The organism is Streptomyces sp. NPDC002088 (genome assembly GCF_040296605.1).
Taxonomy (GTDB): Bacteria; Actinomycetota; Actinomycetes; order Streptomycetales; family Streptomycetaceae; genus Streptomyces.
In genome coordinates this window covers 403273-419707 of sequence record NZ_JBEOXO010000002.1, presented here as the reverse complement: position 1 = coordinate 419707, position 16435 = coordinate 403273, and the positions used below count along the sequence as shown (strand labels likewise).

Sequence of the window (16435 nt, the reverse complement as noted above, 5' to 3'; positions counted from 1 at the left end):
GGGTCATCTGTGACTCAGTACTCTTTGCGGCATGTACGGCTACGACCAGAGCGCAGGTGCACAGCAGGGGTACGTCCCGCCGCAGCAGCAGATGCCCGGCGGTGTCGGCGGTTACGGCCAGCAGCCACCGCTCTACCCGGAGCCGTCGCCCCCGTCCCTCGCGGACGCGGTCCGCGCCTTCACCACCGGCCAGCTGGCCGCCGAGGACTTCCAGCAGGTCTTCGCGACCTCCAAGGTCTACTGCCCGCGCGGCGACAACCCGGGCTTCCTCGCGCTGCACAACACCCAGCAGCCGGTGATCCCGATGTTCACCTCCCTCAAGGAGCTGCGCCGGTACGCGGGCAAGGAGTCCAAGTACTTCGTGATCACCGGCGCCGAGGTGATCGACCTGCTGCCGACCGGCTACGGCTTCGTCCTGGACATGGAGGGCGAGCATCGGATGGTCTTCGACGCGAAGGCCGTCGAACAGATGGTCGAATTCGCGATGCGCCGGATGTATGGCTGAGCCGTCTTCCTGAATCTCCCCTTCCGCTCGCCGGGCTCGCCTACTGTGCCCGCGTGGCCTCGACCGACACCTCGCCGCTGGTCCTGCGCGACCGGCGGCGTTCTGCTGCCCGGCTGCGGGCCGGCGTGCTGCTGCTGGACGCGGGCGGAGGGCGGCGCCGGATACCTGTGGCGGCGATCGAACGCGTGGACGTGTCCGGTTCCGGGGGCGCCGACTGACGGTCGTCCTGGCCGGGACGGGTCCGCAGCCGCCCGCGTTCTCCCTCACCTCCCGCAGTGCACCGGCTCTACGGGAGTTCGCTGACGGCCCGGCGGGAATGTTCGCCGGGCTCTCTCCGTTAGGAGTGGCAGAAAGTTCAATGCTCAACTAAACTGGGTGCACAAGGAGGTACCGACATGCCTGCAGTGACCGTCGAGAACCCGTTGACGCTGCCCCGCGTGGCCGCCCCCGCCGACGCGGTGGCTCGCCCCGTGCTCGTCGTGACGACCGCGCCGAGCGGTTTCGAGGGTGAGGGCTTCCCGGTGCGCCGTGCGTTCGCCGGGATCAACTACCGCCACCTGGACCCGTTCATCATGATGGACCAGATGGGCGAGGTGGAGTACGCGCCGGGCGAGCCCAAGGGCACCCCCTGGCACCCGCACCGTGGCTTCGAGACCGTGACGTACATCATCGACGGGATCTTCGACCACCAGGACTCCAACGGCGGTGGCGGCACCATCACCAACGGCGACACCCAGTGGATGACGGCCGGCTCCGGCCTGCTGCACATCGAGGCGCCGCCGGAGTCCCTGGTCATGTCCGGCGGTCTCTTCCACGGCCTTCAGCTGTGGGTGAACCTCCCGGCCAAGGACAAGATGATGGCCCCGCGCTACCAGGACATCCGCGGCGGCAACGTCCAGCTGCTCAGCACCCCCGACGGCGGCGCGCTGCTGCGGGTCATCGCCGGTGAGCTGGACGGCCACCAGGGCCCCGGCATCACGCACACGCCGATCACGATGGTCCACGCGACGCTGGCGGCGGGCGCCGAGCTCACCCTGCCGTGGCGCGAGGACTTCAACGGTCTCGCGTATGTGCTGGCTGGGCGGGGTTCGGTGGGCGCGGAGCGCCGGCCGATCCAGCTGGGCCAGACCGCCGTGTTCGGCACCGGCTCCTCGCTGACCGTCCGCGCGGACGAGAAGCAGGACTCCCACACGCCGGACCTCGAGGTCGTCCTCCTCGGCGGACAGCCCATCCGCGAGCCGATGGCCCACTACGGCCCGTTCGTGATGAACACCCAGCAGGAACTGCAGCAGGCCTTCGAGGACTTCCAGAAGGGCCGCCTGGGGACCGTCCCGGCGGTGCACGGAATGACCGAGGGCGGGCCGCAGGCCTGACAGTCCGTCACCCGGGCGGGCCGTCCTGACGGGACGGCCCGCCCGGTGCGTGATCGGGTGGAGGCGTGCACCTGCTCCCCGATCCCGTCAGGCGGCTCGCCGCCTGGTGCGTCGTCGTCCTGCTCGTCGCCGGGGTCGGCTACGTCGGGATCCGGCTGTGCGCCGAGTTCCGTACGGCCGTGACGCCGGTGCTGCTCGCTCTGCTGGGGACCGCGTTGCTCGGGCCCCTGCACCGCCGCCTGGTGACGGCCGGGGTCAACCGGTCCGTGGCCGCCGCCGTCACCTGCGTCGCCGTCGTGGCCGTGGTCGGCGGGGCCGTGTACATCGTCGTCGCGGCGCTCATCGACACCGGGGACGAGATCATCGCCTCGCTCAAGCGGGCGGCGCAGGGGATCGCCGACCACTTCGGGGCCGCCGGGACCTCGCTGGACGACCTCGCCACCAACAGCAAGGACCTGCTCGCCAAGTTCGGTGGGACCGCCGCCTCCAACGTCATCAGCGGGGTCAGCGTCGTCGGCGAGACCATCGCCATGGCCGTACTGGCCCTGCTGCTCGTCTTCTTCTTCCTACGGGACTCCCACCGGACCCCCGACCTGCTCAAATCACTCGCTCCGCGCGGTGCCGCCGACACCGTGGAGACGATGGCGCGGCGGGCCTTCGAGGCCGTCGAGGGGTTCATGCGCGGGACGACCTTCATCGCGCTGATCGACGCGATCTGCATCACCGTCGGGCTGCTGGTCCTGCGCGTGCCGGGTGCCGTCGGGCTCGGCGCGCTCGTCTTCGTCGGCGCCTACATCCCCTACCTCGGCGCCTTCCTCTCCGGGGCCGTGGCCGTGCTGGTCGCGCTCGCCGACCGCGGGTTCGTCATCGCGCTGTGGGCGCTCGGGGTGGTGCTCGCGGTGCAGGTGCTGGAGGGGCATGTGCTCCAGCCGATGATCCAGAGCCGGACCGTGCAGATGCATCCTGCGGTGGTGATGCTGACGATCACCGCGGGCGCGTCCGTGGCCGGGATCCTGGGCATGCTGCTGGCGGTGCCGTTGACCGCGGCCGCCTTCGGCGTCCTGCACGAGCTGCGCATGCGTTACGCGTCGCCCGAGCCGTCGGATCCGTAGCGCGGGCCCTACGCCCTTCAACGCCGTCACCCAGGCCCTACGGCTCTTCTGTGCCCTCCTGCTCGTGGAGTTCGAACCAGATGCTCTTGCCCTCGCCGCGCGGTGCCACGCCCCAGGTGTCCGCGAGCAGCTCGATGAGGAGGAGGCCGCGGCCGGAGGAGGCCAGTTCGCCCGGTGTGCGCTTGTGCGGGAGGTCGTCGCCGGTGTCGGTGACCTCCACCCGTATCCGCCGTTCGCCCGGAAGGCCGGTCACCTCGGCGACCAGCAGTGCGTTGGTGTCGGTGTGCACGAGGACGTTGGTGAGCATCTCGGAGACGAGCAGCACGGTTGAGTCCACCTGTTCCGTGGAGGGCCAGTCGTGCAGCAGATCGCGCAGTTGCTGCCGGCCCTCCGCGATCCGCTCGGGCTCGACCTGCGCGACCGTGAGCGCCGTGCGGCGCACCGCGGGCCGTACGGCGACCGGGGCGCCGCGCCGGCACCTCGCGCCGTGCCGGCTGAGCAGCAGGACGGCGATGTCGTCCTCGCGCCGGTCGGAGAGCGGCCCGGTGGTGTAGTGGGAGGAGGGTCCGTGCACGGCTTGGACGAGCGCGTCGGCGAGCTCCTCCAGGTCGCCGTCGTGGTCCTCGAGGGTGGTGCGGATGCGCTTCCAGCCTGTGGACAGGTCGTGGCCGCCGGTCTCCAGCAGGCCGTCCGTGCAGATCATCAGCGTCTCGCCGGGTTCCAGGGCGAGCCGGGTGGTCGGGTAGTCGGAGTCCGGGTCGATGCCGAGGGGCAGGCCGCCGGCCGTGGCGCGGACCAGCACGGTTCCGTCCGCCATGCGGATCACCGGGTCCAGGTGGCCGGCCCGGGCGGTCTCCAGGACCCCGGTCGCGGGGTCGACCTCGACGTACAGACAGGTCGCGAAGCGCAGGTCGGCGGGGTCGTCGGTGTGGGTGAGGCCGCAGAAGAAGCGGGACGCGCGGGACAGTACGGCGTCGGGGCGGTGGCCCTCGGAGGCGTACGCCCGCAGGGCTATGCGGAGCTGGCCCATCAGGCCCGCCGCCCGCACGTCGTGCCCCTGTACGTCGCCGATGACGAGGGCGAAGCGCCCGCTGGGCAGCGGGATCATGTCGTACCAGTCGCCGCCGACCTGGAGGCCGCCGCCGGTGGGGACGTAGCGGGCGGTGAGGTTCATGCCGGGGATCTCGGGGCCCAGTGTGGGCAGCATGGAGCGCTGGAGTCCGTCGGTCAGCTCGCGCTCCGACTCGGCCGTGCCGGCCCGGGTCAGGGCCTGCGCGAGCATCCGGGCCACCGTCGTCAGCACGGACCGTTCGTCCGGAGTGAACGCCACCGGGTAGGCGAAGGCCGCCAGCCAGGCGCCCATCGTGCGGCCGCCGACGGTCAGTGGCAGGTACGCCCAGGAGTGGCGGCTGAACCGCTCGACGAGCGGCCAGGTGACCGAGTAGCGCTCCTTGTACTCCTCGGGCGAGGACAGGTACACGGCCCGGCCGGTGCGGACGACCTCCGCGGCCGGGTAGTCCGTTTCCAGGGGCATGTGCGAGAAGGGTGCCTCGTCCGGCAGCTGCCCGTGGTGGCCGATGATCGTCAGCCGGTCGCCCTCCACGCCGAACACCGCCAGGCCGTCCGGTGAGAAGCCCGGCATCGACAGGGTCGCCGCGACGCGCAGCACCTCCTCCGTGGACCGCGCCTCGGCCAGCGCCCGGCCGGCGTCCAGCAGGAACGCCTCCCGGGAGCGCCGCCAGTCCCCAATGACCGCGCTGCGCCCGGCCGGAGTGCTCGGCGACGGCTCGGCGACCTCTTGAAGGGTGCCGATCAGCTCGAACGCCCGCCGGGCGGGGTCGTAGCTCGGCTTGGAGCGGCTGCGCACGGTGCGGATGATCCGGCCATGCTCGTCCATGATCCGGACCCGTACCTCGGCGAGGGTGCCCTCGGCGACGGCGAGCCGGACCACTCCGGTGATCTCGTTCCAGTCGACCGGGTGGAGGCGGGCGCGCGCCTGGGCTTCGGTGAGGGTGGTCTGTTCGGTGGGCAGCCCGAGCAGCCGGGCCGCCTCCGCGTCGACGGTGACCAGCCCGGTTGAGGTGTCCCAGTGCCACATCCCGGTCGCGAGGGCGGCGAGGACAGTCCCCACGTCGGGCAGGGGCTCACCAGTGCGCATTGCCCCACTTTATGAACAAACGATCCGAGAATGCCAACGATGGGTACGGAGGTGCACCCCGGCGCCCGGGCCAACGGACCCCGGCCAACGGACCCCGGCCCCCGCCACCCGGGTCGACGGACCCCGACCCCCCCGGGTTAATGGTGGGGAGGCGATCGCGAGGTGGCCGGTACGCTTGGGTGAAGTTGTTTCACGTGAAACACGACCCCGATCCGCGAAGGCTGGATGAACGACGATGCATCGGTACAGGTCCCACACCTGCGGCGAGCTCCGCGCCTCTGACGTCGGCACCGACGTCCGGCTGAGCGGCTGGCTGCACAATCGGCGCGACCTGGGCGGCATCCTCTTCATCGATCTGCGCGACCACTACGGCATCACGCAGCTCGTGGCCCGCCCCGGCACGCCCGCGTACGAGGCCCTCGACAAGGTGACCAAGGAGTCGACGGTCCGCATCGACGGCCGTGTCGTCTCCCGAGGCACCGAGAACGTCAACCCCGACCTGCCCACCGGCGAGATCGAGGTCGAGGTCGGCGAGGTCGAGCTGCTCGGTGCCGCCCAGCCGCTGCCCTTCACGATCAACGCCGAGGACGGGGTCAACGAGGAGCGGCGCCTGGAGTACCGCTTCCTGGACCTGCGCCGCGAGCGCATGCACCGCAACATCATGCTGCGTACGGCGGTCATCTCGGCGATCCGTCACAAGATGACGGCGCTGGGCTTCAACGAGATGGCGACCCCGATCCTGAGCGCCACCTCCCCGGAGGGTGCCCGCGACTTCGTCGTCCCGTCCCGTCTGAACCCGGGCAAGTTCTACGCGCTGCCGCAGGCCCCGCAGCAGTTCAAGCAGCTGCTGATGATCTCCGGCTTCGACCGGTACTTCCAGATCGCGCCCTGCTTCCGCGACGAGGACGCTCGCGCCGACCGGTCGCCGGGCGAGTTCTACCAGCTCGACGTGGAGATGTCCTTCGTCGAGCAGGAGGACGTCTTCCAGCCCATCGAGAAGCTCATGACGGAGCTGTTCGAGGAGTTCGGGAACGGTCGTCACGTGACGTCGCCCTTCCCGCGCATCCCGTTCCGTGAGGCGATGCTGAAGTACGGCTCCGACAAGCCGGACCTGCGCGCCCAGCTGGAGCTGGTCGACATCACCGACATCTTCGAGGGCTCGGAGTTCAAGGCGTTCGCGGGCAAGCACGTGCGCGCTCTGCCGGTGCCGGACGTCTCGTCGCAGCCCCGCAAGTTCTTCGACCAGCTCGGTGACTTCGCCGTGACGCTGGGCGCGAAGGGCCTGGCCTGGGTCCGCGTCGCCGAGGACGGCTCGCTGACGGGCCCGATCGCGAAGTTCCTGACCGAGGAGAACGTCGCCGAGCTGACCAAGCGCCTGTCGCTGGCCGCCGGCCACGCCGTGTTCTTCGGCGCGGGCGAGTTCGACGAGGTCTCGAAGATCATGGGCGCGGTGCGGGTCGAGGCCGCGAAGCGGGCCGGCCACTTCGAGGAGAACGTCTTCCGCTTCTGCTGGATCGTCGACTTCCCGATGTACGAGAAGGACGAGGAGACCGGCGCGATCGACTTCTCGCACAACCCGTTCTCGATGCCGCAGGGCGGCCTGGAGGCCCTGGAGACCCAGGACCCGCTGGACATCCTGGGCTGGCAGTACGACATCGTCTGCAACGGCGTCGAGCTGTCCTCCGGCGCCATCCGGAACCACGAGCCGGACATCATGCTCAAGGCCTTCGAGATCGCGGGCTACGACCGTGAGACCGTCGAGGAGAAGTTCGCGGGCATGCTCCGCGCCTTCCGCTTCGGCGCTCCCCCGCACGGCGGCATCGCCCCCGGCGTCGACCGCATCGTCATGCTCCTCGCGGACGAGCCGAACATCCGCGAGACGATCGCCTTCCCGCTCAACGGCAACGCCCAGGACCTGATGATGGGCGCGCCGACGGAGCTGGAGGAGGCGCGGCTGCGTGAGCTGCACCTGACGGTGCGCAAGCCGCAGCCGAAGTAGGCGCGAGCAACGGGAGTGGCCCGGAACCGGATGTCGGTTCCGGGCCACTTCTGCCTTCGGGTCCCCATGCCTTTGTGTTCTCCGGCGACTCAACGGCACGCTGACGGACCTCGTCGCCGCGTACAACAGGCAGTAGAGCAGGCATGAGTGGGGCCGGGGCCCGGGAACAGTTCGTTCCCGAGCCCCTTTTTCTGCGCTCACATGGCAATGCACAGTTCTTCCCCACGCTCCTGACAGGCTTCTTACCTAGCGTCGCCGCCCATGACGGGAATTCAAGGACCAGCGCACAAACGGAACATGACCCGACGCAAGGTCGTCGTGGCGGGCGGAGCGGCCGTGGCCGTGGCGAGCGTGGGCGGCGGCATCGCCGTGAACGCCTTCGCGAGCGAGACGAGCGACAGCTCGACCTCGTCGGACGCCTCCACGGAGACGTGCTACAAGCTCACCTCGGAGACCACTGAGGGCCCCTACTACATCGACGCGGACAAGCTCCGCCAGGACATCACCGAGGACAAGGAAGGCATCCCGCTGACCCTGACCCTCAAGGTGATCGACTCCGAGACCTGCAAGCCGATCAAGAACGCGGCCGTCGACGTCTGGCACTGCGACGCGCTGGGCATCTACTCGGGCTACGAGAGCCTGTCGACCGGCGCCGGTGGTGGCGCCCCGACCGACGCGCCCTCGGGTACGCCGTCCGACGCGCCCACGGGTGAGCCGCCGTCGGGCGCGCCGTCCGGCGCCCCCGGCGGTGGCGGCGGCGGTGGCCACCAGGAGCCCACCGACGACGAGCGCTACCTGCGCGGCACCTGGAAGACCGACAAGAGCGGTCACGTCACCTTCAAGACGATCTTCCCGGGCTGGTACCAGGGCCGCTGCGTCCACATCCACGTCAAGGTGCACGTGGACGGCGAGTGGACCGACGCCGGCTACGAGGGCGGGCACACCTGCCACACCGGCCAGTTCTTCTTCAGCGAGGAGTCCGTCCTCGCCTCCGCCGAGGTCGAGCCGTACTCCACGAGCACCACCACCCGCACCACGCTCACCGAGGACACGATCTACGACCAGAGCGGTACGACGGGCGGCCTGCTCAAGCTCAAGTACAACAAGAAGAAGATCGAGAAGGGCGTCCACGCGTCGATCACGATGGGCGTCGACCCGGACGAGACCCACGACGGCACGGACGACGCGGTCCAGCCGGGGGCGTCGGCGTCGGCTTCGGCGTCGTAATTCCGAGTAGGTAGGTGAGAGCGCCCGGGACGGTGAAAGTCCCGGGCGCTTTCGGTGTGCGTCAGGCTTCGGCCTGGTCCGCGGTGTCCACTGCGTCCTCGGCGAAGAGGTCGTGCACGCACTCCGCATGGGGCGTCCGGTCCAGCCAGCGGTTGAGGAGGTCCAAGTCGGTGCAGCCGGCGATGCGTTCCCGGGCGTCGTCCGGGACGGAGATGCCGCGCGCCTCCAGGAAACGGAGGATGGCCTTGGCCTCGCCCCTGGCCTCGCCCTTGGCCTCGCCCTTGGCCTCGCCGTCGAGGTAGACCTCTTCCAGGATGGTGCCCCGGCCGGGGAAGAAGTTGGTGAAACCCATCAGCTTTCTCCATGTCTGTCGGGCCGGAGTGTCTCCCAGGCCGATCTCCAACAGGCCGCCGAAGTACTGGGCGGTCTCCGTGTCTGTTGTCTTGAGTGCGCCGACCAGGGCCTCCAGTATGGCCGTGGCGTTCGGATTGCGGCTATGCGTGATGGCGGAGAACGTCGCCATTGCCAGGTTCCGACCGGCCGTGCGCTGGTCGGTGATCATCGGTACGTTGTCCGGGCCCAGGACCAGGGGATGTGTGCTCTGGGTGGTCCAGCCCCGGACCTCGCAGGTGAACGGTCCGGTCGCCCACCGTGCGGTGGGCCGGTCCTGGCAGGTCACGAGAAGGAGCACCGGAAGGCAGAACTTCTCCTGTAAGTACGTCACGTAGTACGGCCAGCTCGTCACCTTGCGCTTGTCGCGCCGCCCCTGTGTCTCGATGGCGAGCAGGAAGTGGTCCCCGTCGGACGGCTCCACGCGCAGGACGGTATCCACTCTTCGCTCCAGCGGCTGGATCTCCGTCACGTCGGCGCTGAGGACCGCCACCGATGCCTTGGCGGACATCGGCACTCCGAGGAGGTCGAAGACAGGGGTGAGGAGCTCCGGCCGGTCCTGGAAGATCCGATGAGAGGCCTCGTGTGTGGATGTGACCATGCGCGCAACCTAGGTGGATCAAGGGCCGGTGGGTCCGGCGAGCGGAATGGGTTCACTCATTCGGGTAAGGCAAAAACGTTCACGCCGCTCCGGTCAGCTCGCACCATACGTACTTGCCCCGGCTGCCCTCTCTGGCCAACGGTTGCCAGCCCCACAGGTTGGCGCACGCTCGGACGATGGCCAGGCCGCGGCCCTCCTCCGGGTCCTCGGTGAGGCGGTCCAACTGGCGCGGGGGGTCGGGTGGTTCGGGGGCCGCGTCTCACGCGAAGGGTGAGGCTCCGTACACGGCGGTGCTGCATGAGTCCGTCCTGCGTACACGCGTGGCTGATCGGCGCGTGGCCCGTGCTCAACTGGACGAAGTCCTGAAGCAGTCCGAGCGGCCCGGAGTCACCGTGCGCATCGTGCCGTTCGATGTCGATGGGTTCGCCGGAGCGAGCGCGGCGCTGCTGTACGCGGGCGGTCGTGTAGCTGCGCTGGACACCGTGCAGAAGGACATTCCGTCCGGCTCGGCCTTCGTGGACGCGGCCGCACAGCTTCAGGCGATGCGAACACTCTTCCGTGAAGTGGAGTCGGCATCGCTTGAGCCCGCACAGTCGCGGGACTTCATCTATCGCCTCGCGAAGGAGCTGTAGAAGTGATCCAGTGGCAGAAGTCATCCTTCTCGAGTGGCTCGGACGGGGCATCGTGCGTCGAGCTCGCCCACGCCGACACTTCCCTGCTCCTCCGCGAAAGTGACGATCCCACCCGAATAATCCCCGTCGCCCCCACTGCCCTGGCGGCCCTCCTCCATCGAGTGCGCGTCGAGGGTCGCTGCTAGACGAAGGAACTGTAGGCCGTGATCCAGTGGCAGAAGTCCTCCTTCTCCGGCCCCGGAGACGGCAACGAGTGCGTCGAGCTCGCCCACGCCGACACTTCCCTGCTCCTCCGCGAGAGCGACGCCCCCACCCGAATAATCCCCGTCGCCCCCACCGCCCTGGCGGCCCTCCTGCGTCGGGTGCGCAGTGAGGGCCGCTGACGGGGCTACTTCGCCACGAACTGCGTCAGGATCGCCTGGACCTCGTAGATGTCCACACCCTTCGTGAACGTCTTCTCGATCGGGGTCGGCGAGCCGGAGATCCAGATCTTCAGCTCGGCGTCGAGGTCGAACGTGCCGGCGGTCTCGACCGCGAAGTGGGTGATGCTGCGGTACGGGACGGAGTGGTACTCCACCTTCTTGCCGGTGATGCCCTGCTTGTCGACCAGGATGAGACGGCGGTCGGTGAACAGGATGGTGTCGCGGATCAGCAGGTACGCGGCGTGTACCTGCTCCCCCTGACCCAGCAGACGTGCGAAGTCCTGCTCCGCCTGCGCCGTGTCGATGCTGTGTGCGTTACCGAACAGTGCCATGGATGGTCCCCCTCTTTACAAGATCTCCGCAATGTATACCGGGGTGGGGAGGCCGCCCAAGGGGCGTGCTGCGGTCAGATGCGTCGGTCAGATCAGCCAGAGCGGCCGTTGCCGCCGAGGAGCGTGCCGTCCTTCTGGGTGAGGTTGACGGAGGCCGCCGTGAAGACGTGGTGCTGGTGTGGCGAGGCGCCCCAGCGGCGATTTCCGGCCCCTCTTGGCGGAGCGCGGGAAAGTACGCCCTTTTCTCAGCTCACTGACAGGGTTCTTACCTAACTTCCCGGCGCATGACAGACAACAAAAAGCCTCAAGCGCCACAGGAATCACGAGAGCTGACGCGTAGAAACGTCGTCGTCGCCGGTACGGGGGCCGTCGCCGCGGTGGGCCTCGGCGGCGCCTTCGCGGCGAACGCCTTCGCCGGGGAGAACGGTGGGAGAAGAGAGACCCCGGCCGCGGGCGAGAGCAGCGGCGAGAGCTGCTACCGGCTGACCTCGGAGGCCGTCGAAGGCCCGTACTACATCGACGCGGACAAGATCCGCCGGGACATTACCGAGGACCGGGAGGGCATCCCGCTCACGCTCGCCCTCAAGGTGATCGACTCGGAGACCTGCAGACCGATCCGGAACGCCGCCGTCGACATCTGGCACTGCGACGCGTCGGGCGTCTACTCCGGCTACGAGAACCAGGGCAGCGGCGGTGGCGGCGGCCCCGCGCCCACCGGTGAACCCCCGACCGGCACACCCACCGGCGCACCGCCCTCAGGTGGGCCCGGTGGCGGAGGTGGCGGGCACCAGGAGCCCACCGACGACACGCGGTACCTGCGCGGCACATGGCATACCGACCGGCACGGGCACGTCACCTTCAAGACGGTCTTCCCGGGCTGGTACCAGGGCCGCTGCGTCCACATCCATGTCAAGGTGCACGTGGACGGCGAGTGGACCGACGCCGGCTACGAGGGCGGGCACACCTGCCACACCGGCCAGTTCTTCTTCGACGAGGAGTCCGTCCTCGCCTCCGCCGAGGTGGCGCCGTACTCGGCCAACACCACCACGCGCACCACGCTCACCGAGGACACCATCTATGACCAGAGCGGCACCCAGGGCGGCCTGCTCAGGCTGAAGTACGACAAGCGGCACATCGCCAGGGGTGTCCGCGGGTCGATCACGGTGGGCGTCGACCCGGACGAGACCCACGACGGCCAGGACGCCCCACCCCAGCCGAGCGCGTCGGCGAGTCCGTCCGCGTCGGCGTCGTAACCGGCGGGGCTGCTCTACCGGGCGGAGGCACGGAGGGTCATCGGCCCTCCGTGCCTCCGCCGCCGAGTTCACCGCCGGTCGGCCGGACGGCGTATCTCCGGACGGGCGTGTGACGTACGCGCTGCTCGCGGAGCTCGCGACGCGGCGCATCGAGAAAATCGAGAAGGCAGAGGGATGAGGAACGGGCCCCGGCTCGGTGGAGTCGGGGCCCGCTCTACGTCAGACAGGTGCGGCTGTTACTCCGCGGGCTCGCCGCCGAAGCGCTCCTTGTAGCTCTCCAGGTCCTCGTCCGTGAGCTTGGCGAAGAGCACCGGCGGGACCGTGAAGGGGGTGCCGGCCGGGACCGCGGTGAGGGACCGGGCCTCGGCCTCGCTGATCCAGGCCGCCGTGTCGTCCGGGAGAGAGAAGGCCGTACGCATCTTCGCCGCCGTCGACGGGATGAAGGGCTCCGAGACCACCGAGTAGAGGTGGATGAGGTTCATCGCCGTGCGGAGGGTGAGGGCCGCGCCGTCCTTGTCGGTCTTGATCTCCAGCCAGGGGGCCTTCTCCTCCAGGTAGGAGTTGCCCGCCGACCAGAGCGCGCGCAGGGCGGCGGCCGCCTTGCGGAACTGGAGGCTCTCCATGTGCGACTCGTAGTCGGCCAGGAGCGTCGCGATCTCCTCGCCGAGCTTCGTCTCGGCCTCGCCCGGCTCGCCGCCCGCGGGGACGTCGTCGCCGAAGCGCTTGCGGGAGAAGGACAGCACCCGGTTGACGAAGTTGCCCAGGGTGTCGGCCAGGTCCTTGTTCACCGTCGCCGTGAAGTGCTCCCAGGTGAAGGACGAGTCGTCCGACTCCGGGGCGTTGGCGATCAGGAAGTAGCGCCAGTAGTCCGCCGGGAGGATGGCCAGCGCCTGGTCGGTGAAGACGCCGCGCTTCTGGGACGTGGAGAACTTTCCGCCGTAGTACGTCAGCCAGTTGAAGGCCTTGACGTAGTCGACCTTCTTCCACGGCTCGCGCACGCCGAGCTCGGTGGCCGGGAACATCACCGTGTGGAACGGGACGTTGTCCTTCGCCATGAACTCGGTGTAGCGGACGGTGTCGTCGGCCTCGTACCACCAGGACTTCCAGTCCCGGTTCTCCGGGTCCTGGTCCGCCCATTCCTTCGTCGCGCCGATGTACTCGATCGGGGCGTCGAACCAGACGTAGAAGACCTTGCCCTCCGCCGCCAGCTCCGGCCAGGTGTCCGCCGGGACCGGGACGCCCCAGTCCAGGTCACGGGTGATCGCGCGGTCGTGCAGGCCCTCGTTCAGCCACTTGCGGGCGATGGAGGAGGCCAGCTGCGGCCAGTCGGCCTCGTGGCGGGACACCCACGCCTCGACCTCGTGCTGGAGCTTCGACTGGAGGAGGAAGAGGTGCTTCGTCTCGCGGACCTCCAGGTCCGTCGAGCCGGAGATCGCCGAGCGCGGGTTGATCAGGTCCGTCGGGTCCAGGACGCGGGTGCAGTTCTCGCACTGGTCGCCGCGGGCCCGGTCGTAGCCGCAGTGGGGGCAGGTGCCCTCGACGTAGCGGTCCGGGAGGAAGCGGCCGTCGGTGGGCGAGTACACCTGGCGGATGGCGCGCTCTTCGATGAAGCCGTTCTCGTTCAGCTTGCGGGCGAAGTGCTGGGTGATGTCCCGGTTCTCGGGAGACGAGCTGCGGCCGAAGTAGTCGAAGGCGAGCGCGAAGCCGTCGTAGACCGCCTTCTGCGCGTCGTGCGCCTGCGCGCAGAACTCGTCGACCGGGAGGCCCTGCTCCTTCGCCGCCAGTTCGGCCGGGGTGCCGTGCTCGTCCGTCGCGCAGATGTACAGGACGTCGTGGCCGCGCTGGCGGAGGTACCGGGAGTACACGTCCGCCGGGAGCATGGACCCCACCATGTTGCCCAGGTGCTTGATCCCGTTGATGTACGGAAGGGCGCTGGTGATGAGGTGTCGAGCCATCGCGGGCTGCTCCCAAGTCGCTACGTGGGGTGACGATCGTCGGTTCTCTGGTCGTCGGTGAACCTTGAAATCGTAGCTGACATGGGTAGGCCGCCCGCTTCCCGTTTTACGGGGTGGGAAGCGGGCGGCCTTCGGTCCGGGGCTGCGGTCCCGGGTTGCGGTCCCGGGTCGCGGTCCGGGTTACGGGCGCCAGGTCGCCAGTACGCCCTCGTACAGCTCCGTGTCCGTGAGCTCGCGCGGGGTCTGGCCGGCGTGGAAGAAGGACGCGTTGTCGGTCTTCAGTTTGCGGAGGTAATCGAAGGCCTTGTTCTCCGGGTCGCCGAAGGCGACGAAGGAGAAGAAGAGGGCCGGGTGGTTCTTCGCGGCGTCCGTGAGGGACTGGGTCGCCGGGGTCTTGGCGTCCGGGGCGCCGTCCGTCTGGAAGACGACGAGGACGGGGTCCGTCGTGCCGGACTTCTCGTAGTCGGTGACGATCTCTTCCACGGCCGCGTGGTAGCTCGTACGGCCCATGCGGCCGAGGGAGGCGTGCAGCTCGTCGATCTTGTTCTCGTGGTCGGGGAGGGTGAGGTCGGCGGTGCCGTCCACCTCCGTGGAGAAGAAGACGACGCGGACCGTGGCCTCGGGGTCGAGGGTGGCGGCGAGGGCGAGGGTCTGCTCGGCGAGGGCCTGGGCGGAGCCGTCCTTGTAGTACGGGCGCATGCTCGCGGAGCGGTCGAGGACGAGGTAGAGCTTCGCGCGGGTGCCTGTGAGGTTGTTCTTCTCCAGGGTCGCTGCGGCGGCCTGGTAGGCGCTGGTGAGGGCGGGGGCGTCGGTCTTCAGGCGGGTGAGGGGGGTGGCGGGCTGGCCGGCCTCGGCTTCGCCTTCAGCCGGGTTGTTCCCACCCGCACCACCCGTGCTGCTTTCGTGGTCGGGTGCGGGTGGCCCCTGCGGGGTGTCCTCGCCGTCGGCGGCCACGGGTTCGATCACCGGCTCGGGGGCGGGGGCGGGGGCGGGGGCGGCTGCGTCGGCGGTAGCGGGCTCGGGCTCCGCCTTCGGCGTCACCTCGGCGGTGGATGCGGCTGCGTCGACGGTGACCAGTTCCGGTGCGGAGACCGGCTCGGGCTCGGAGACCGGCTCGGCCTCCGCGGCGAGCGGCTCCGGGGTCTCGGCGACGAGCTCCGGCTCCGGTTCGCTCACGGGCTCGGGGGCCGGCTCCGCCTTCGGCGTCACCTCGGCGGTGGGCTCCTGTGCCGCGGGCTCCTCGACGCTCGGCTCCTCGGCCACGGGCTCCTGGGCCTTCGGCTCCTCGGCCACGGGCTGCTCGGCCACGGGCTGCTCGGCCACGGGCTGCTCGGCCTTCGGCTCCTCAGCCTTCGGCTCGGGCTCCGGGTCGGGCGTAGCCTCGGAGGTCGGCTCAAGGGTCGGCTCGGGCGTTGCCTCCGCAGCCGTTGGCTCAGCGGCCGGTTCGGCCACCGGCTCCTGCTCCAGCACAGGCTCCGGCGTTGGCTCAACCTGGGTCGTCGGCTCCGGCTCCAGCACAGGCTCCGACTCCAGCTTCGGCTCAGTTTCGGCCACCGGTTCTGTCGGTGCCTCGGTCACCGGCTCGGCCTCGGCTACCGGCTCTGACGGCGCTTCGGTAACCGGTTCGGTCGTCGGCTCCTGCTCCAGCACAGGCTCCGACTTCAGCTCCGGCTCAGTTTCGGCCACCGGTTCTGACGGCGCCTCGGTCACCGGCTCGGCCTCGGCTACCGGCTCTGACGGCGCTTCGGTAACCGGTTCGGTCGTCGGCTCCTGCTCCAGCACAGGCTCCGACTCCAGCTCCGGCTCAGTTTCGGCCACCGGCTCTGACGGCGCTTCGGTCACCGCCTCGGCCACCGGCTCCGGTACAGGCTCCGCGGGCGGCGTCGGGTTCGTTTCTACCGATTCCGCCGGCTTCGGGACCGTTACGTTGTCGAAAGCCGCCGCCACCAGTTCATGTTCGTTGTGCCCCTCGGCCGTGCGCGGCTCGGGTACCTGGGCGGTCGCCGCAGGTTCCTGCTTTGCTTCCTGGGCGGGGACCGTCTCCTGCGAAGGAATCCGTTCCGCACCCTCTGTTTCGGCGGCACGATCCTTGCGTGACCGGCCGAATGCGTTCCGCAGGAGAGTCAGAATGCCCATGTGCGCAACCCTTCGCGTGAGTTGATGCCCGTCAATCCCTGGCCAGGACGGACACGTAAGGTTAGCGGCCCCGGATGGAGATCTTGGGCAGGGGTGAGTGGCGTCAGGCCGTCCGTGTCAACACCGCCTTCCCGGCCACGCCGCCTTCACGGCGAACCCCGTGCCACGGACGGGCTCTTCGGGGTCGCGGCCAAGGGGGCGCGGCGTGGGGACCTGAAGCCGAACGGGCCCAGTACGGCGCCCAGTACGGCCCCAGTACAGCCCAGTAGGGCCCCAGCCCGGTACGGCCCGGTACGGCCCGGTACGGCCCGGTACGGCCCGGTACGGCCCGGTACGGCCC

At 69.5% G+C, this 16435-nt stretch carries 15 protein-coding genes and 1 pseudogene; 10 read left to right on the top strand and 6 right to left on the bottom strand.

Annotated features, from left to right (window positions below; genetic code table 11):
- Nucleotides 1-31: 31 nt before the first annotated feature.
- The 4 genes from ABT114_RS05650 to ABT114_RS05635 all read left to right on the top strand — a co-directional run bounded on the left by ABT114_RS05650 (nucleotide 32) and on the right by ABT114_RS05635 (nucleotide 2990).
- Nucleotides 32-505, top strand: coding sequence for an SseB family protein (locus ABT114_RS05650; protein WP_351138938.1), 474 nt, complete (start codon nucleotides 32-34; stop codon nucleotides 503-505).
- Nucleotides 506-558: 53 nt separating this feature from the next.
- Complete coding sequence (locus ABT114_RS05645) at nucleotides 559-723, top strand: hypothetical protein (RefSeq protein WP_351138936.1); 165 nt, start codon at nucleotides 559-561, stop codon at nucleotides 721-723.
- A gap of 177 nt (nucleotides 724-900) precedes the next feature.
- On the top strand, nucleotides 901-1878 hold the full coding sequence (locus ABT114_RS05640; RefSeq protein ID WP_351138934.1) for a pirin family protein: 978 nt from the start codon (nucleotides 901-903) through the stop codon (nucleotides 1876-1878).
- Between the two features lie 65 nt (nucleotides 1879-1943).
- Entirely contained in the window at nucleotides 1944-2990 is a 1047-nt protein-coding gene (locus tag ABT114_RS05635) for an AI-2E family transporter (protein WP_351138932.1), read from the top strand.
- A gap of 37 nt (nucleotides 2991-3027) precedes the next feature.
- Here ABT114_RS05635 and ABT114_RS05630 read toward each other — a convergent pair whose 3' ends face one another.
- Nucleotides 3028-5148, bottom strand: a complete 2121-nt coding sequence (locus ABT114_RS05630) for a SpoIIE family protein phosphatase (RefSeq protein ID WP_351138930.1) — start codon at nucleotides 5146-5148, stop codon at nucleotides 3028-3030.
- Nucleotides 5149-5383: 235 nt separating this feature from the next.
- Here ABT114_RS05630 and aspS point away from each other — a divergent pair, with 235 nt between their 5' ends.
- Nucleotides 5384-7147 (top strand): aspartate--tRNA ligase, encoded by a 1764-nt coding sequence (aspS, locus tag ABT114_RS05625; RefSeq protein WP_351138928.1) that lies wholly within the window; start codon nucleotides 5384-5386, stop codon nucleotides 7145-7147.
- A gap of 261 nt (nucleotides 7148-7408) precedes the next feature.
- A complete protein-coding gene (locus tag ABT114_RS05620; protein ID WP_351138926.1) occupies nucleotides 7409-8374 on the top strand; it encodes an intradiol ring-cleavage dioxygenase in 966 nt (321 codons plus the stop codon).
- 61 nt (nucleotides 8375-8435) lie between these two features.
- Here ABT114_RS05620 and ABT114_RS05615 read toward each other — a convergent pair whose 3' ends face one another.
- Together ABT114_RS05615 and ABT114_RS05610 are read right to left on the bottom strand one after the other, a co-directional pair.
- Nucleotides 8436-9365, bottom strand: a complete 930-nt coding sequence (locus ABT114_RS05615) for a hypothetical protein (protein ID WP_351138924.1) — start codon at nucleotides 9363-9365, stop codon at nucleotides 8436-8438.
- Between the two features lie 79 nt (nucleotides 9366-9444).
- Nucleotides 9445-9624: pseudogene (locus ABT114_RS05610) on the bottom strand (ATP-binding protein); the annotation flags it as partial.
- On the opposite strand from ABT114_RS05610, the gene ABT114_RS05605 reads away from it, so the two are divergent.
- From ABT114_RS05605 to ABT114_RS05595, 3 genes are read left to right on the top strand one after another with little or no spacing between them, the layout of a single operon-like run.
- Nucleotides 9542-9997, top strand: coding sequence for a Scr1 family TA system antitoxin-like transcriptional regulator (locus ABT114_RS05605; protein WP_502987594.1), 456 nt, complete (start codon nucleotides 9542-9544; stop codon nucleotides 9995-9997). The pseudogene ABT114_RS05610 and the gene ABT114_RS05605 sit on opposite strands and share 83 nt — an antisense overlap.
- Nucleotides 9998-9999: 2 nt before the next feature.
- The gene (locus ABT114_RS05600) at nucleotides 10000-10182 is read left to right on the top strand and encodes a DUF397 domain-containing protein (RefSeq protein WP_351138920.1); all 183 of its coding nucleotides are present in this window, start codon (nucleotides 10000-10002) and stop codon (nucleotides 10180-10182) included.
- 18 nt (nucleotides 10183-10200) lie between these two features.
- Entirely contained in the window at nucleotides 10201-10380 is a 180-nt protein-coding gene (locus ABT114_RS05595; RefSeq protein ID WP_351138918.1) for a DUF397 domain-containing protein, read from the top strand.
- Between the two features lie 5 nt (nucleotides 10381-10385).
- Here ABT114_RS05595 and ABT114_RS05590 read toward each other — a convergent pair whose 3' ends face one another.
- Nucleotides 10386-10751 carry a PH domain-containing protein gene (locus ABT114_RS05590; RefSeq protein ID WP_351138916.1) on the bottom strand — a complete coding sequence of 122 codons (366 nt, stop codon included), beginning with the start codon at nucleotides 10749-10751 and terminating at the stop codon, nucleotides 10386-10388.
- Nucleotides 10752-11035: 284 nt separating this feature from the next.
- Between ABT114_RS05590 and ABT114_RS05585 the strand changes: the two genes are divergently transcribed.
- A complete protein-coding gene (locus tag ABT114_RS05585; protein ID WP_351138913.1) occupies nucleotides 11036-12004 on the top strand; it encodes an intradiol ring-cleavage dioxygenase in 969 nt (322 codons plus the stop codon).
- A 236-nt stretch (nucleotides 12005-12240) separates the two neighbouring features.
- Here the strand turns inward: ABT114_RS05585 and metG are convergent, their stop codons facing one another.
- Both metG and ABT114_RS05575 read right to left on the bottom strand, forming a co-directional pair.
- The gene (gene metG, locus ABT114_RS05580) at nucleotides 12241-13959 is read right to left on the bottom strand and encodes a methionine--tRNA ligase (RefSeq protein WP_351138911.1); all 1719 of its coding nucleotides are present in this window, start codon (nucleotides 13957-13959) and stop codon (nucleotides 12241-12243) included.
- 180 nt (nucleotides 13960-14139) lie between these two features.
- Nucleotides 14140-16095, bottom strand: coding sequence for a VWA domain-containing protein (locus ABT114_RS05575; protein ID WP_351138909.1), 1956 nt, complete (start codon nucleotides 16093-16095; stop codon nucleotides 14140-14142).
- Between the last annotated feature and the right edge of the window lie 340 nt (nucleotides 16096-16435).

What these genes read in the sequence shown, in the direction of transcription:
- ABT114_RS05650 (WP_351138938.1), top strand. Translation starts at nt 32, where the DNA reads ATGTACGGCTACGACCAGAGCGCAGGTGCACAGCAGGGGTACGTCCCG.
- ABT114_RS05640 (WP_351138934.1), top strand. Translation starts at nt 901, where the DNA reads ATGCCTGCAGTGACCGTCGAGAACCCGTTGACGCTGCCCCGCGTGGCC.
- ABT114_RS05630 (WP_351138930.1), bottom strand. Translation starts at nt 5,148, where the DNA reads ATGCGCACTGGTGAGCCCCTGCCCGACGTGGGGACTGTCCTCGCCGCC.
- aspS (WP_351138928.1), top strand. Translation starts at nt 5,384, where the DNA reads ATGCATCGGTACAGGTCCCACACCTGCGGCGAGCTCCGCGCCTCTGAC.
- ABT114_RS05620 (WP_351138926.1), top strand. Translation starts at nt 7,409, where the DNA reads ATGACGGGAATTCAAGGACCAGCGCACAAACGGAACATGACCCGACGC.
- ABT114_RS05615 (WP_351138924.1), bottom strand. Translation starts at nt 9,365, where the DNA reads ATGGTCACATCCACACACGAGGCCTCTCATCGGATCTTCCAGGACCGG.
- ABT114_RS05605 (WP_502987594.1), top strand. Translation starts at nt 9,542, where the DNA reads ATGGCCAGGCCGCGGCCCTCCTCCGGGTCCTCGGTGAGGCGGTCCAAC.
- ABT114_RS05590 (WP_351138916.1), bottom strand. Translation starts at nt 10,751, where the DNA reads ATGGCACTGTTCGGTAACGCACACAGCATCGACACGGCGCAGGCGGAG.
- ABT114_RS05585 (WP_351138913.1), top strand. Translation starts at nt 11,036, where the DNA reads ATGACAGACAACAAAAAGCCTCAAGCGCCACAGGAATCACGAGAGCTG.
- metG (WP_351138911.1), bottom strand. Translation starts at nt 13,959, where the DNA reads ATGGCTCGACACCTCATCACCAGCGCCCTTCCGTACATCAACGGGATC.
- ABT114_RS05575 (WP_351138909.1), bottom strand. Translation starts at nt 16,095, where the DNA reads ATGGGCATTCTGACTCTCCTGCGGAACGCATTCGGCCGGTCACGCAAG.